This is a genomic window from Desulfopila sp. IMCC35008, assembly GCF_010646885.2.
GTDB lineage: Bacteria > Desulfobacterota > Desulfobulbia > Desulfobulbales > Desulfocapsaceae > Desulfopila.
Genome location: NZ_CP050700.1, coordinates 1247501 through 1265272, shown reverse-complemented (window position 1 = coordinate 1265272; position 17772 = coordinate 1247501). Strand labels below are relative to the sequence as shown.

The 17772-nt window shown below is 43.1% G+C and carries 7 protein-coding genes; all 7 read right to left on the bottom strand.

Translation table 11 applies throughout. The annotated features are described in order from the left end of the window. Window positions 1–246 precede the first annotated feature (246 nt). Entirely contained in the window at window positions 247–9648 is a 9402-nt protein-coding gene (locus GA520_RS05760; protein WP_163339145.1) for a tandem-95 repeat protein, read from the bottom strand. After that, the gene (locus GA520_RS05755; RefSeq protein WP_163339146.1) at window positions 9641–10702 is read right to left on the bottom strand and encodes a hypothetical protein; all 1062 of its coding nucleotides are present in this window, start codon (window positions 10700–10702) and stop codon (window positions 9641–9643) included. Before GA520_RS05755 ends, GA520_RS05760 begins: the two co-directional genes overlap by 8 nt. A gap of 82 nt (window positions 10703–10784) precedes the next feature. Further along, on the bottom strand, window positions 10785–11327 hold the full coding sequence (locus GA520_RS05750) for a DUF4410 domain-containing protein (RefSeq protein WP_163339147.1): 543 nt from the start codon (window positions 11325–11327) through the stop codon (window positions 10785–10787). Between the two features lie 61 nt (window positions 11328–11388). Further along, the gene (locus GA520_RS05745; protein WP_163339148.1) at window positions 11389–12663 is read right to left on the bottom strand and encodes a TolC family protein; all 1275 of its coding nucleotides are present in this window, start codon (window positions 12661–12663) and stop codon (window positions 11389–11391) included. A 96-nt stretch (window positions 12664–12759) separates the two neighbouring features. Beyond that, a complete protein-coding gene (locus GA520_RS05740) occupies window positions 12760–13323 on the bottom strand; it encodes a toxin-activating lysine-acyltransferase (protein WP_163339149.1) in 564 nt (187 codons plus the stop codon). A 5-nt stretch (window positions 13324–13328) separates the two neighbouring features. Then, complete coding sequence (locus GA520_RS05735) at window positions 13329–14795, bottom strand: HlyD family type I secretion periplasmic adaptor subunit (RefSeq protein ID WP_163339150.1); 1467 nt, start codon at window positions 14793–14795, stop codon at window positions 13329–13331. Then, entirely contained in the window at window positions 14788–16926 is a 2139-nt protein-coding gene (locus tag GA520_RS05730) for a type I secretion system permease/ATPase (protein WP_163339151.1), read from the bottom strand. Before GA520_RS05730 ends, GA520_RS05735 begins: the two co-directional genes overlap by 8 nt. Window positions 16927–17772: the final 846 nt, after the last annotated feature.

Sequence of the window (17772 nt, the reverse complement as noted above, 5' to 3'; positions counted from 1 at the left end):
CCAGTCCTCAGTAGTTTTTTACAAATAGACAGAGGTTGTCTGATAGTGTAAGGGAGAATTCGTAATATATAATTATTTTCAATCCCCACAAAATCCCAACTACTGTCATATAGAGTGGTTGGGGTCTGTCTGTGGCATGGACATACACAGACAAGCTTCCATGGTTTATGGGACCTCATGACCAGGTTGAGCCCACTCAGGCTGCTTCTATCACACGAAGGGAAATCAGAGTTTTATTTACCGTTTTCAACCAATAAACGGCGCTTCTGCATCCGCAACATCATCCGGAACAATCGGAATTTCAAGCCCTTCACCCAGTGTTGTCAACTCAGGCTCGCCGATCTGGCTGTCCCCGTGAATACTGGTTGCCATGTCAGAACAGAGCTGGCCAGCTATATGATTGATCTCTGCCTCACCCATCACGAGTACCGTATTCCCTATCTCATCTGTAGTTTCAGGGCTCAGACCCTCATAACAATTATTCACGAGGTCTAAGTGGCCTGATGTTTCCTGATCAACGGTATCTGATTCCAGATCGATTTGTTGTATTCCTTCTTTTGCGCCAACATTTTCACCCAACCCATGAAAGTTCCCATCCTCACTCACGGTCTCTGCTGAGATCAGGGGTGCTGTCAAACCCGTTACTGTTGAAGAATTTTCCGGAAGTTGATCTGCCATTGGCTCTGAGACATATTCCAGTGCAAGATCAATCTCTTCTCCGACAAGACCTACATCTGCCGCTTCATGGATTTTACCATCTGACGTTTCATAGGTCGTTGATCCATAAACAATATTTCCATGATCCTCATGGTATTGATCGTCACTTTGCAAATTGATAATGGATACAGCGGCCTCATCCAACGTTTTATATTCGTCTTCATCGGTAACACCGTCACTGTCTTTATCCTGCCATACTCCAAAATCACACCACCTCTCATCATCTTTTGAGAAACAACCGTCTTTGTTGGTGTCAAAGGCGATCAAACCTTCAAGATCTGTTGCCGCATTTCGATCATATTCAGTTAATACCAGCTCATTGGCATATTGGACTGTTCGGTCTTGGTCATAATCATAAACAAGAATTCCATCATCGCATCCCACCCAACCAGTTCTCTCAGTCTCACCATCCAAATTCCAGTCAAAGCCAACCCCTGTGTCGAGACCAACAAGTTCTACACCGTCACCGTCGAGATCGAAAATAACAGGGCTATAAACGTAGGAAGCACTCCCCTTTCCATATTTCCCGTCAAACCTTACCATTGCTGTACCTGTAGCCCCTGCCCTGTCCGTTGCCGTTACAGTCCATGATGCTTCCCAATCCTTGCCTGAAGAGATGTTGCCCCCGCCCAGATGGCCTGAATATTCGGATGTTCCATGAAACGTGATATGGCCACCACTTGCTTCAAGCTTCGTCCACTTAAAATTCGACCTAAACCCAGCCGGAGCCACTGACACGATATCGCTACTTCCATTCCTATCAGAAGCTACAAAATCAAACACCACGGCCTCTCGCTGAACATAGCGTGTAGTATCGTTGTTATCGTTATCATACTCCCTGACCTGTCTTGAGTGTGATACGACCTTTACGCTCTGGAACACAGGGGCAAAATTATGCTCGCGAATATCATTGAGGGTCAGCCGGCTCTCCACATTACCTCCGTTGCCATCTGATACCATATAACCAACGACAACCTTATCTTCGCGAAACCCTGGTTTAACCATAAGATCTCCACCGGATACATTGACACTGGCAACCCCTGAAATCACATAGGGATTAACGATATTGAGCGTGTCGCCATCAACATCATAGTCGTTTGATAACAGATTGGAGCGATTAAACTTGTTCCAGACACTGTCCTCAGCACCATGACTCACATCATATTCAACAACGGGAAGGTCATTGACCGGCAATACATATATTTGAGAAGTATCAACAGTTGCCGCGCCATAGGAATCAACAATTTTATAACGGAATGTCTCGACCCCACAGAAATTCGCATCAGGTACATAGAACACTGTATCAGTTTGCGAATTATAAGAGATACGACCATGATCGGCCCCAACAATCCCCGCAAAAGTGATAGAATCCTCTTCATAGGGTGAGGCCATTTCCACATCTGTATCATTGGCCATCAAATCCGCTGCCTGGAAAGAAAAAGAATTATCTTCAACAGCACCGGATATACGCTCACTGCGAATAATCGGTTTGTCATTTACCGGGTCGATATCAAAAAAGGCCACTGCGGAGACCGGATCGCTGATTCCATCGCTGACCGTATACCGAAAACTTGCCTGCCCTGGATAGTGATTATTATAATTTAGTTCAGGTGTGAACTTAGCCGAACTATCAGAGAGCAGTTGAACCGAACAGTGCTCCGCCTGATCCACCCCAATTATGTGCATTACATCGCCATCAACATCGGAATCGTTTGCAAGCAGTTCATCTTCTGTGAGAATCGAGATGAAATCTTCCCGGGTAAAAATCACTTCTGAATACACATCCGGGGAAGTATTTATTTTAACATCAAGCTGAGCTGTTGCTTCTGCAATACCGCCATGCCCATCCGATATACTATAACTAAAACTATCAACCCCAACCCAATCGTCGGAAGGTGCGACATAGTGGATATTCCCATTGGCGTCAACGGTTACAGACCCATACTCAGTATCACAGGCAGAAACGATTCTCAGCTGGTCCCCGTCCACATCGACATCATTTGCGAGAAATGTAAAAGCAGGAAACACGTTCTCATACGACTTATTCGACCAGGCCACAAAGCGTTCATCATCCATCGCTACCGGATTATCATTCTCACCGGCAATCTCTATGCCCACATACCCCTGGCTCGCCCCACCTTCGCTATCCAATACGTTATAGCGGAAAAAGGCATTTCCAAAGTAATCATCATCGGGCAGGAAGTGCAGTACACCCATATTGTCGACAAAGACATCACCATGAACTGAGCTCTCAATTCCTCCATAGCGAAGGTTGTCGCCATCCTCTATGTCCGCGGCACCTTCCATAAGCGTTTCCACCTTCATGGTGATTTCGGAATCCTCTACTCCGGCACAATGCAAAAACGTTGTCGCGGGTAAATCGTTTACCGGGGTAAGAGCCAAATGGAGGCCCCCGAAAACCTCCTCTCCACTTTCATTACTGGCGGTATAATCAAACGAAGCCTCTCCGTAATAGTCCTCATCCGGAATAAAGGTATACACACCATTTTTTACTTCAATACGGCCCCCTTCCACGTTGGCAACCATATCAAGTTTAAACAGTTCACCGTCCGCATCAGAGATGAATTTAGCAATTTCATCTGCTGTAAACGCCAGGCTTTCATCTTCATCAAGATGTAACCTGTTACCGGTAATAACCGGTACATCGTTGACGTTTTCTATTGATATGGAGACCCATCCACTGGATTCATTGCCCTCATCATCGCAAACATTGTAGGAAAAGCCAGCATCATCGCCAAAATAATCCATGGTGGGAATAAACTCTATAGAACCATCAGTAGCCAGAGTAACCAAACCATTCCGACTTGTTCCCAACCCAACGAACTCGACTTTACCCGAACCGTCCAGATCACTGTCGTTGGCTAACAGCTCGGCAACGCTTGTAAAAACGCTTTGTTCTTCCATACCTGATAGATGATCATCCCCAAAGTCGGTTGCATCATCTACCGCAAGGAGTTCAAGATCAAGCTTGCCAGAAACTTCTGCACCGCTCGGATCTTCTGCCTTGTAAGAAAGTGTCGCCTTTCCATGGTAGTTTGCCTGAGGAGTAAATGTATATACACCACCTTCTTTTATTACATCACCACCTGTAACATTTGTAACTTCCGTTATTTTAACCTCATCTCCGTCTACATCAGAAATAATGGTAGCGATAAACTCCTTGGTAAAGACTATCGGGCTATCCTCTAAAACCGTTCTTAAGCCAGCTACTATTATTGGAGCATCATTTTCATTGCTGACCTGCACTGTAGCCCAGCCGAAAGACTCAATCCCTTCGCTATCCGCCACTACATATTCAAAACCAGCAGGACCGTAATAATCAGTATTCGGTGTAAAGGTGATATTTCCATCGCCATCAATGGCAACAGAACCGTTTTTCTCCTCACCCAGCCGGACAAAATCGAGGCTCGAGTCCACATCCCTGTCGTTTGCCATAAGTGCGGCAACCGTTGTTGTGATAGATTGTTCTTCAATAGTTGTAAATGAATCTTCACTAATTTTTGCAGGATCGTTTACCCTTTGAATATTTAGTTGTATTTCAGAAGTAACAGTTGCCCCACCCTCCTCCTGAACCGTTATTCGTACAGCTCCGGTACCACTAAACTCGGCCTCCGGGGTAAAAGTAAATATCCCGCCGTTCTCGTTTACGGTTCCACCACGAACGACTTCAACCTTGGATATAGTCAGCTCATCCCCATCACTATCTTTCATGACAGATGCTAAAATTGCATCATCGAAAACAAGGGGTTGGTCTTCTTTTATCGAAATGGAATCGTTAATCACTTGAGGTGCATCATTCACATTCTCAACTTGAATAAGAACTGAGCCGATAGATTCAACACCGTCACTATCCACGACACGATAATCGAAACCGGCCTCATCACCTGCATAATCCTGATCTGGTTGAAAGGTAATCACGTCACCATCAACCGATACCGTTCCATTTTTTGATTCACCAAGCCCTGAGAATGAAAGAACAGAACCATCAATATCACTATCATTTATCAGAAGATCTGCAACCTTAAACGTTACTGCCTGCTCCTCGATAGTCGTGCCGCTATCCTCACCAGTTATAATGGGATCATTTTCCGGTAACACCTCAAACTCAAGATGTCCGTCAACGATCCCCCGATGATTATCATTGGCCCTGTAATCAAACGATGCCTTCCCAGAATAATTGGCATCTGGAAGAAAGCTGTAGTACCCGTTTCGGGTAATGATTGCCCCCCCGGTAACATTGGAGATCATCTCAAGATGTAGAACATCGCCATCGGCATCATATATAAATTCCGATAACTTCTGGGGGGTGAAAGTCAGCAGTTCGTCTTCAGCGAGCGGATCAATGGTATCTGCGATAACTACAGGTGCCTCCCGGGTGTCGAGCACTTCAACACCGACCCAGGCAGAACTGCTATTGCCGGACTCGTCTTTTACGTGATAATAAAACCCTGCTTCCGTACCAACATAATTCGCATCCGGTATAAACTCGATACTACCATCAGGTCTTTGTGACACTACCCCATGTCTGGCACTACTGAGTCCATCGAAAATAAGAGATTCACCATCGTGCTCTTCATCATTGGCTAGGAGTTTATCAGCAGTCGTTATCAGAGCTGTATCTTCAAGTACAAGAAATCTGTCATTTCCAGCTTGGGGTCCCAGATTTCGATCCATGACAGATATATTGGCAACAGCCATCACCGGATATGAATCAGCATGATCTCGAACCCAGTAACTGAACTCAACATCTCCGTAATACCCTTCCTCAGGGATAAAAGCGAGTCGGCCATTTACCATGACCACCTCACCATGCTCCACCCCTCGGAGATGATCAATTAGCAGACCATCCCCTTCCGGGTCATGATCATTTCCTAGTAGCCTGTCGAGATAAAGCACTTCACCCTCATGAAGGGTAATAGTATCATCAACAAGCTCAGGAGCATCATTAACATTTTCTACCAGCACTGTAGCGCTCTTCTCAATGCGCTGGCCGGACGGACTTTGCAGGTAGTAAGTAAAGGAGCTAACACCGGCAAAATCAGGAGACGGTTCAAAACGTATATCCCCTCCATCTTCCTGCCAGACACGCCCGTTAACGGCCTTGCCAAGGCCGGCGAACACATATTGTTCTGCCATAACCGAGTATTGTTCTGATAGTGTATCCTCCGCCAGGTCAACGGGCAACAGACGTAATACACTATCTTCGGCCATTTTAAACATGCAGGTGACCGTTGCATACGGTGACGATGAATTCGATACATGTGAGAGAGTATGATCAACAATATCGTCATTGGCTGGTACAGCAACCTTCTGGCCGGTAAAACTCCTTTTCTCACCGTCCATAAATTCCAGGGAAACAATACCATCATTCTTGAGTGAGATTAAAAATTCATCACCCAATTCACGGCTAAACCATGTGGGGCGTGTACCATCACTGAGCAGGGTATCGTATCCTGTCTCTTCGCGGACCTGATATACTCGATCAGCGTCAAGTCCGGGTATATTCTCAACACCACTTATGATAGTTTTCCAGTTTTCAGTTAGGAACATTTTCATTTCAACCGGATCATCAAGAATAGGTATCGACACCTCAACCGAAACAGCACTTGCTGCTATTTCTTGTTGGGCTATTTTTAAGTCCCCTGTCAAGTATGCGGCAATCTCAAAACCTCCCAGAGGTACAATTGCATCTCCGTTAAAAGGAGGATAAACAGACTCACCACCAAATGCACTCTCGGGTAATGCAGCTAGTCCACCCGGTAGAATCAATGCCATTGCCAGTAATTCAGACCCTACTCCGGAAAATATGCTATTGAGGTTAATGATTTTAAGGATATCACCCATTTTCTGGTTTGGAAGCTGATCGGGTCGTAATGGCAGCGACTTAAAATCACTTGATTTTGCCACAAAATGCTTTCCTTCCGGCCCATCGTTCCCGCCACCATTAAATATCCCGGTGCCGACAGCATATCCCTGGCGTGTACAGTTGTCTTCACCAGAGGTGTAGGTAAAACCCTTTTTCACAAACCCATGGCCAGACATTACAGTGTCGACTTTATCGAAATCTACTTCACCTGAATCATTTGTGGCAATTCTTACAGCATCACCAAGTCTATCTCCCCGATCCCTGGCATAGAGCACACCCCGCATATCCATCATGGGGTTAGAATCATCATCCAAAATAACTGACATCTTGCCGCCATATTCACTTTTGTAGCAAATCTTGGGGTCTACGCCAGCCTCAACCTTTATATAGGGAATCCTGCCATCAATCTCCAGGCGATTCCCATCATCCTTGAACTGCTGCATCATAGACTTCATCATATTCCCATATGAATCGGCCATGTCCTGCATTTCTCTGTCCCCTTGAACATGTAGGACAACAGTTCCTTTTTCATCCAGAGAAAAAACAGCATGAGCGGTTGGCGGACCATCTTCCAGGGCCTTGCTTGCCATCATGATAACAATGCCTGCAATTGCACCGACACCCGTTGCCATAAGGCCCTGAACAACCATATAAGAAACAGCGCATGATGCTGCACTCAAGGCAGCCCCTTCAACATTACCTTGAGCAAGTTGCATGGCTGCTGTAGCATAACCTAAATATGCGACATAGGGCGTTGGTATAGAAGGTAGTGTCTCAAAACAGTTAGCTACATAATTGTAACTCTGAACAGAATCATTGGCAAAACGTGCAGAGGCAGAACCAATTGCAGCTGCATCTCCGGAATCAAAGGAATCACATAAATTTTCATAACTCTTATAGGTATCGAGCCCAATAGAGACAGGTTCTAAAATACCAACATAATTATCAGACAGATTGGTCACTAAATCTAATGTGGCTATAGCCTTATCCACATCGTCGCCGAATTCAAATGCACTTGCTACACCCAGGACTGAGCAGGATATACGAGCAACATACTCCTGATGTTCGGACAAACCCACCTTGTCTGGATCAAATGCTTGTTCGTTATCGTATTTTGCACGTTTTTCTAGGTAATTATCAATACTCAACAGTAAAGATGCTGTCGACTGTAGAGCCTCTATTTCATTCCCATCCTTACAAGATTGTAATATTGATAATCCACCCGAAACAACACCTATAAGTTTCTCTTTTGTCTCATCAAAAAAACCTGCCCTTTCGATATCTTCTTTTTTGTTTCGAACATTGTAACTATTGGCAGGATCATATTTATCTGAAAGAGCATCCAGCTTGAGAGAAAAATCGATAATTCCTGCACCGATATCTAAAACATCATCACTTTTAAAAGCATGAGATAAAGTTGAAAAACTATCTAAGAAATCTAATTGAGCATTGCAAATTTCCTTGGCAATAGTTTCGTCGGTTAAGTTTCGAATCTCTTCAAACTCTTCACTATTTCTTTTTTCGTAGTAGTTTAGACGTGTTTCTAATAGTTCAAAAGTGTCGTATATTGTAGATTGGAGATTATCATCAGAGTTACTTTTACTCGTATTTATATTTACAATATCATTTTTAGTATTTGTGATTAATTCTTTAAGCTGATCTATAGATTGCTGAACTCCATCCTCAGAATCCATTACTTCTAGTGAATAATCTATTGATTTAACACTTTCTTCGAATTGTTTAACAATACTTTCCAGTTCAGCAGGTAATTTGACATTTTCTTTAATAAATGAAATCTGCGAGTAGCCCTGTTGCGCTATAGTAGAAACCTGAACATCTCCTGCAGTGTAATTTTCAGCCACTTTTTTCGCAGAGGTATACTTTTCATTATAATAGTTACTATCGAATATTTGCCTGATTCCATCAGAAACATCACTTGCAATTTTTGTAATATAATCTGCTGACAATGCATTACGCTCTCTCTCAACATGGCGACCGTCATCAGGATTATCAAATTCGCCATTATCTGACTTCTCTTCTGCAGTAAATTGTTCGTTTATACTTTTTACATTGCCGTCGTCATCTAACAATACGCCAGGTCTTGCTAGATCTTCCGATTTTACACGTGAATCCGTAATAAGAGCCCTAACGAGAAACGGATTTTCAATTATCGCATTGTACATCCTCATTTTCATGAGATCTTCGACAGTGATTTTCTTTAAATCCACTTCTATGCCGGAGTCTTTCGCCCAATGTTCAATTGCAAGACCCAGGTTTCCTGCAGCAAGAATATCATTTGCGTACCCTCCACCTGCCTGTGCATGGGCACCAGGTTGCAGGCTGTGACTAACGGAATCATGAAGATACGGATTTAAAGCAAATGAATCTTTTCTATATTCATTCCCTGCAATTATTTCATGAATTGTCGTATTCTCATCCGCAATTTCAGGATAACTGAGATCTTTCCCCATGTGTGTCTCATCCTTGCCATAACCATATGCCGCAACTGGATCAAACAGGACTGCGTTATTCAGTTTAATATTATTATCGCCGGGAAATTCTTGAGCTATTTTGTTAAGGAAATCCTTTATTGCTGTAGATCCTCTACTAAAGCCCATTGCATTAAGATCGATCTCAGCATCTGGAAACTGTTGCCGAATTTGCCGAATTGCATCTATCATCTTATTTACACGCAACTCTGTACCTAATCCGGTAGCGCCTTCAGTTCCAGCAATTAACGAATTTTGATCTTTCTGAGACCCAACACCATCATGATATATTTTTAATGAAAGTGTTTCTTCAGTACTAGAGATGGCCAAACTTTTACTCTTCTTTAAATACTCTTGATAGGCTTCACTTGTCCCAGTTAGTCCCCTTTCATAACTAGGCACGGCAGCAGTTCCGTTCTCTGAAAAATCAAATGCCGCATCTGCTTTTTGTAGTTCAAATATTTTTGCTACATTCGTTGTTTTACCCCTTGAGGCATCATTATTATTATTTCCGGTCCCGTCTATAAATAATGATAGCTTAATTTTTTTAATCATTTTGACACCTCTCAACTCCACTTTCTATACGTCGTTTTAATTCATCTGCAAAGTGTCTGTATTCTTCAATTCTTATTTTATTTTGAAAACTCTTGTTCGTTATTTCCAGATATCGCCCATCTAACAAATTGTGATAACATTCATATATAATATTTTTCTGGTATACCTTTTTAATATCTTCAATAAATTTTCTCGAGTAGCATTGTGAAATATATTTATATACTCTATCAGAATAATTCTCAGATATTTTACGACGCTGTATTGAATTTAGCATGTGTTTATAACTAAACAGTGCTTCCGCTGAAGAACGAAAAGCAACTTCACTGTAAAAAGTCGCCAGATCTTCAAACACTCTTCTTCTAGTTTTTTCATCTTCATATTTTTCCAAATAGTAATATGTCAAAACATACTCACCAAAAGAAGACTCATAAGCCCATCTAAATTGGCCTGCAACTTTTGATGAAATTCCAGCAGCCAAATCTCTTATCGCAGCATCTTTTATTAATTCAGTCGATAGTATGTAATCTCTAAAGCTATTTTCACTATTTTTCTCTTCCGCTAAATGCGATATAAAACTTGCAGAGAAATAAGAACAAGGTGTTCGAATTTTTCCAAAAAGTTGCTCTCCCTCTAAATATACAGGATAAACAATCCCCTTTCGTCCGGATTGAGAAACATATCTCTTAGATACAGCTAAAAGATTTTCTTTAATTTCTCCTGCATATTTAACATCAAATTGATTTTCTTTATTCTGGTAGCATTCAACATATCTTTTTTCTTTCTCGGACATATCAAGATCTTCTTCAAAAACTTGCTTTAGCCCTATGTCACCACCAAAGGAAATTGAATAACCAGCACCATGCTTTCCATACAGCATCTTTCGATCTGTATCATAGTTAACGGCAATTGGTCTTTTTCTCGGCCCTGGAAATTGCTTATCAAAATCAAAAACGCAGGTTTCCAACATCGATTCACTATGAGGAAATGATTTTACCGAACATGAAGATAAACAGGAAATGAACAGTAATCCTAAAATGACCAATGTTGTTTTCATTGTTAGTCCAAAGTGATGGTTGACGATCCAGATTATGCAACCGGTAAATACTACCTATTTACCGGCTGCAATCAGCTGTTTTCTATATATTTGCCAGCAAATACTGATGGGAAATATTAGCTATATAATCGAGAATATTTTTATCCGTTACACCTTCACTACCACGCATCCAGGTGCCCTTAGTAATCTCTTGAGTGGCTATAGTTTCACCTGTTTCCTGGTCGATAAGATGTAAGTTTATGCCAACAGATGACTGGCCTGCCATTAGTCCAGCTAACATGCGCGTTGCAGTACTGATGATTCTGAGATGTACAACCTCAGGCTGAATAATTAACTCACCATGATCCGGACTATTTGACGGCCAATTTATTAGCAGCTCTTTTAATTGCAGATCCAGCTTTTGATCCAACTCTTTCGCCTTTGCCAGCTTTGCATCATCAACTTTTAATTTTTCATCTATCTTGAGTGGTAAGAGCTTTGCTGAAGCAAATTTTGACAGGGGAACTAAGCTTTTATCCATTGCTAAACTATCCAGTTTAGCATCTCTGACTATCATTTCTGGTGTTGGTGCACAACCAACAATAAAGAATGGGAGAATCGCTAAAAGTAAAAAAATCCGTTTCATTACAATTCCTTTGTATAATTATTTTTTAAATCACAAGTGACATTTCTACCTATCGAGCTTATCAAATTTGCATAAAGGTCTTTTCACTGCCTACAACCTGCTTAAATCTCTGCAATAAAATCAGGTACTCGTACTTCGTTGTTTTGTACTGCCCTAATGCCCGGTAATAATCCTGCTGGGCATTCAAAACATCCAACAAGGTTTTAACCCCTTCTGTGTATGATGATTTTGTCGCAATCAAGGAGTTTTCGTTTGCCTCGACTGCCAACTGGTATGCATCCATAAGCAGAACAGTATTGTTTAGAGATCCCCAAAGTGAGCTGACAGATCTCTCCATGGTTCTCATGGCAGCATTTACTCTCTCGCGGGCCTCGAGTTTTCTCTTGGAGGCTGCCACAGTCGCTGCAGCATCAGTTCCGCCAGCCAGAAGGTTCAGATCCAGGCGTACACCAACATCGAACTCAGTTCGTTCTTCTCCGTAACCAAAAAGACCGTCATCCGAATCCCGTTCGGTATAATCTGCAAATGCTGACATGGTAGGTAAAAATCGACTTTGCTTGGCTCGATAATCAGCCTTGGCAGCCTCATACTGAAACCTCTTTATAGAAAGATCGGTATTATTCTCTGTTGCACTGAGTAACCACGTTTCAAGATCACCTTCCAAACTAGACAATGGGCTGTCTTGATCCACCTCATCAAGTAACTGCACCGGTTGACCGACTGTTTCTTCAAGAGCCTTTATTGCGTTGTCATAGGACGTCTTATTTGATATTTCTGTAGCCTGAGATACACGATACCTTGCCTGCGCATCATACTGATCAGTTATTGTTCCGAAACCCAAGGTAATTCTGTCTTTGGCATGTTCGACCTGCTGACGCAATGCATCGCTCTCTGACTGTGAGATTCTCAGTTTTTCTTTTGCTGAGAGTGCATTATAAAAACGCTCATGTACCAACAAGAGCAGGTCTTCCTGCGCCCTCTTTTCAAGAAGTTTGGCCACATCCATTTCGCTTACACCCTTGGCAGCGATTGACGCCTTTTCCAGATCGACCAATGGCTGCCGAAACGAAACAGTGAGCTCCGTTTCATTAAAATCGGTCTTTCGGGCTTCTGTTTCCTCCTCATTGTCTGGATATAACTCATCGCTACTGCTCATATAGCTGCCAGATACAGATAACTGAGGGCCATACCCAGTTAAGGCCCCCAGCCCATCAGCATGTTGCGCTTTAGCCGCATAAATCTCTGCTTTGGTATTTGCATCACTTTCAAATGCCAGCTCAATGGCCTCTTCCAGAGTGAGAGCAGAAGATGATTGTGCCCCGAGTAAGCTGAACATCCCCCCACAAACACACATTACAAAAACTGATTTTCCTACAATCATAAAATGCAACGAACTCAAATTGCGTCTCATTCTTTAATACCTCTAAAAATCTCAATGAACCTTACTGACATCATCACCGTTATCATTCTGTTCCTGCTGTTCTTTAATTGGCGGGATCTCACGTGGCACAATCCCTCCCGTCTTAGGGTCTGGAGCAATCAACCGTACCGTCTGGCCCGGAAATTCATTTTTACGTATATCGGTCAGCATATTCTCCACCCCGCCAAACGGGGCAACGATATCAATGATCCAAAGCCTGTCTCCCGACTTCCAGTCCTCCGGTCGCAACTTTCCTCCATTCTGGACCAGCCAATTTTCGACTTCTTCGCTGATAAAGGCCCAGCTGATAAAAGAAATCGGATACTCTTTTTTCATATAGAGTTTACACTGCCCGATCACGAGAGGTGGCATCAGCAACCATTCAAGGTCGCTAATAAAATTAAATCGCCTATGGGCCGATTGCATATACAGCATGAGAACTGGCCCCATGGCAGGTAGTCTTTTCAGCACGTTAAGTGACTGGGCATGAATATGCTCTTTTAAGGCTTCGCTATCCTCAGCCTCACTCGTTTTGACGTCCTGATCAGTATCTAATGTATCTGCTTTCTCATTCATCCTTGTTAAATCTCCCGTAAACTTTCGTCTTTATAGCGCATGATCGGGCCTAGAAAATATTCAATAACCCTTCTTCGCCCGACTTTCACATCTGTCGTAACCGTCATTCCCGGCGCAATAACTCCTTGTCTTCCATTGATGACGTTCGGCAGATAGTATTGGTTAACCGCCACCCTGATCGGATAACTTGGTCCAACCTTCTCATCTACAACAGCATCCCGGGCGACCCATTCAATCCGCCCTTTAATATCGCCATGCCTGGTATACGGATAGGCGGTTACTTTTACCGACACCTCCTGTTTCTCTGAGATAAAACCGATATCTTTATCGAGCACTTTGGCTTCTATCTCCAGATCACAATCCGTTGGCACAATTACCATCAAAGGCTGTGCGGCCGTAACGACCCCCCCAATAGTATTGACTGATAATTGTTGAACAATACCGTCTATTGGAGCTTTCAACTCGAAATGTGTTTGCTGATTCTCCGCTTTGGCCAGTTGATGGTGCAACTGTGCTTTTTCATTCTTTGCATCAGTTAACTGACGTAGGATATCTCGATGATATTCTGAATTGGCGAGTTCCTTTTCCTCCCTCGCCTTGGCCAACCTTGCCTCCACCTCTGTCAAGCTGCTCTCTGCTGTTAGGAGGTTATGTTTGAGATCATTCATCTCAATCTTAGCCTGGAGCAATTCGGCATTGGATATTAATTTTTTCTGCGCCAGAACCTTCTTTTTGTTAAACAGTTCCTTCGATAGTGGCAGGGACATTGTGAGTCTTTCAAGATTGGACTGAATGGAATCACGTTCAGCAAGACAACGTTCTATTTCCCTTTCCAGTGTTACTAACCGCTCATCTTGTGCGTTTATTGACTTTTCGAGTAGGCGTCTGTGCAATTGCAAATTCTGATTATCAAAATCTGCTTGGACATGGAACATGCCGGGATCACGATGCAATTCAGCTTGGAGTCGTTTAATTTTCAACTCTGCCGTCGCAACTTCTTTTCGCACGGTTTTGATATCAGCCAGGCTGTCAGTATTATCCATTGATATCAACGATTCGCCCTTTTTCACAATTTGACCGTCCCGCACATGGATTGCGGTAACTATACCTGGTTCTAGTGGCTGTATGACCTTTACCTTCCCCTTCGGCCTAACAACCCCGGATCCACTTACCACAATATCCATCCGGGCCAACGAGGCCCAACCGACAGCAAAAGCAGTAAGTACGACAATGGAAATCAACATCACCCGGGAAAAAGGTGCTGGCGGGCGTTCTAAAACCTCAAGTGTGGCAGGCATGAATTCATAGTCAAGGCGTGCCTCTCGTTGTCTCCTGTACTCCAGGTATTTTTCCCGGGCACCTGTTTTCTCAACCACTTTCTTGAAGACTTGGAGACGGTCTTTACCCTCATCGGTCTCGCCTTGCTCAACGGGCTCCGCTTTTTTCCTATTGCCTGATCTCAAATTAAGCATAACGACCCTCCTGAATATTATGAAAAGCGGCATAACGACCACCAGCTCTCAAAAGGATCTCCGGTCTATCATTTTCTACTAATTGGCCTTTATCCAAGGTGATGATCCGATCAGCATGACGAATGGTTGACAGTCGATGTGCAATTATTACGGCCGTCCGCCCCTGGCAGATTTGTTTCATATTTTTCTGAATGAGAAGCTCCGACTCATAATCAAGTGAGCTGGTAGCCTCATCAAATATCAACATCCTAGGATTTCCAGCAAGTGCCCTCGCAATAGCTAGCCGCTGACGCTGTCCAGTGGAAAGCTTGATACCTCTCTCCCCTACAGGCGTATCGTATCCGTTTGGCAGTTGCATGATAAACTCATGAGCTCCTGCCAACTCAGCCGCTTCCATCACAGATTTAATATCCAGGTCCGGAATATTCAGCGTAATATTGTCTCGAATAGATGTATTAAAGAGAACACCATCCTGGACAACAACACCGATCTGTCTCCGAAACCACGACGAGTCTGCCATTGACAAGTCAACCCCATCGACGAGTATCCGCCCTCTTTCCGGGATGTAAAGGCGCTGGAGTAATTTGGCTAATGTGGTTTTGCCTGATCCCGTAGAACCAACAACACCAACAACTTCACCAGGGTGAACATTAAAAGATATATTTTGGAGAACATCTACACCTTCGGGTTGATGTCGAAATGAGACCTTTTCGAATTGTATAGCCCCCTTAATAGAAGGGAGCGAAACTCGTCCAGGTCTAAAACCGGGTTCTGAAGGACAGTTAAATATATCTGCAATACGTGACACGGATATCTTCACCTGTTGAAATTCCTTCCAAATCTGTGATAAGCGAATAATCGGAGCTATCACCCTGGACGACAGCATATTAAATGCTATCAATTGACCAACAGTTAAGTTGCCAGCCAGGACCTCACGAGCACCGAACCAGAGCAACAAGATTGACAATGTCTTACTTATGGTTGCGGTTGATTGCTGGATCAGATTGGCAAAATGACCACCTTTAAAACCGTTCTTTACATGATGAGTCAGTTTTTCTTCCCAACGTTGTTGTGAGCGTGGTTCTGCGGCATTGGACTTAATCGTCTCAATCCCGGAAATTGTTTCCACCAGAAAGGATTGATTGCTGGCGTTACTAGAATATCTATCCTCTAGTTTATTCTTTAAGAAAGGAGTAATGACAAATGAAGCTCCAAACAAAAACGGAAGCGCAATAAGAACCAAGAAAGAGAGGAACGGACTGAACAGAAACATCACGACAATAAACAGAACCAAGAAGAAAAGATCTATAAACAGCATCAACCCTGCACCTGTAATGAAGTGCCGTACCGTCTCTAGTTCTTTCACCCTTGCTATTGTATCGCCAACCTGACGGCTTTCAAAATAACTAAGAGGTAATGCCATCAGGTGTTTAAAAAGTCGAATTCCGAGCATCAGGTCTATCCTATTTGCCGTATGGGAAAGAAGATAGGTCCTAAGTGCGTTTAATATGATTTCAAAGGCCGAGACCACAACCAGTGCGAAAACGAGAACATCCAAGGTAGAAAGACTGTTATTGCCTAGTACTTTATCGATCACAATCATGAAAACGAGAGGAGACAGCAGGGCAAAAACCTGTACAAACATGGATGCCAAGATACAATCAAATAGGATTGATCTATATTTAAGGGCAGCATTAAAGAACCACTTCAAGCCAAACTCAGTCGATGAAGATTGTGCCTGATCAGGTCGTCGTACCAAAATGAATGTACCCGAAATTTTCTCCTGCAACTCCTCGAACGTTACCCAGGTGGCCCTTTGAGACGACATTTCCTGCACCAGCACTTTCCGGCCAACTTGATCGTATTTGGCAAATATCTCGAATCCACCGTCCTCAAGTTCTCCAATGAGAGGGAAAAGTGCAGGCTGGATATCGGTGAGCTCTTTTGTGACAACTGTCGATTTGCACCCCAATTCATTCAGTGTCCTTGAGAGATGTAACGACGGTGTGGAATTACCCCCTGTCGAAAACAGATGCGTCATCTGTTTAGCCTCAACAGGAACCCCGAACATTTTCATGAGGATCGTTATGCAATAGAGACCGCTCTGGTCGTTCATTATATTACGTTTCATTTTTGTGGCTGTTAATAGGGTTAATATGCCGATCTAATTGAAAGATCAGGTCCGCTTGCTTAGTGGGGTATATAAAAGCTGTTTACCAAGATTATCTTACATTTCAAACCGGACATGCTCCCAGGCAACTAGATCTAACAGTTTATAAATTCTATATTTTTCCCAAAACACCCAGCATAACCACACTGCTTGAGCAATAAGGATTCGATTAATATATTTTTTGAAATATTTTGAAATATTCTTTACAGAGACATTCCTCATAGACTTACCGATCAATTGGCGACAACTATCCTTATCACTATGAAGTTCCGTTCGACTGACTATTTCGACATTTAATCTTCACAAATCTATTGACAGGGAGGGTGTGATCCAGTAGTTTGCCGCGGTCTTTGAGACACGGGAAATCACTCGTCGACTTCGAGTCACGCAGACTGATTGAACGCTGGTTAAAAAGATGGGCTACGCAGAAAAAAGTGGTTGACTCGAAAGGGCAAACATTTTAGCATAGCCGCCCTGCCGAATCGGATAAAAACGATCAAGCAGGGGCAAGAAAGTGGTTGACATTAATCATCAAACACTTTATGTTGCACGGCCCGCTGGGCAGCGTCAAAAACGCACGGCGGACAAAATAAGCTGTTGACACAATCCTGGCGATTGATTAGAATAAACAGCTCGTCGCGGACATTACGCCGCGCCGCAGTTCTTCGTGAGCTGCAGGTAAACGATCCTTGAAAACTGAATAACAACCAAATAAGCAAACGGGCCCAACGTGAATTTTTAATTCACATTGAGCAAGTTTTCGTAATTCAAGTAAACGAGCTCATATATATTTAAGCACTATATATG

Coding starts and splice junctions, on each gene's coding strand:
- GA520_RS05760 (WP_163339145.1), bottom strand. CDS start 9,648: ATGATTAAAAAAATTAAGCTATCATTATTTATAGACGGGACCGGAAAT.
- GA520_RS05755 (WP_163339146.1), bottom strand. CDS start 10,702: ATGAAAACAACATTGGTCATTTTAGGATTACTGTTCATTTCCTGTTTA.
- GA520_RS05750 (WP_163339147.1), bottom strand. CDS start 11,327: ATGAAACGGATTTTTTTACTTTTAGCGATTCTCCCATTCTTTATTGTT.
- GA520_RS05745 (WP_163339148.1), bottom strand. CDS start 12,663: ATGTTCAGCTTACTCGGGGCACAATCATCTTCTGCTCTCACTCTGGAA.
- GA520_RS05740 (WP_163339149.1), bottom strand. CDS start 13,323: ATGAATGAGAAAGCAGATACATTAGATACTGATCAGGACGTCAAAACG.
- GA520_RS05735 (WP_163339150.1), bottom strand. CDS start 14,795: ATGCTTAATTTGAGATCAGGCAATAGGAAAAAAGCGGAGCCCGTTGAG.
- GA520_RS05730 (WP_163339151.1), bottom strand. CDS start 16,926: ATGAAACGTAATATAATGAACGACCAGAGCGGTCTCTATTGCATAACG.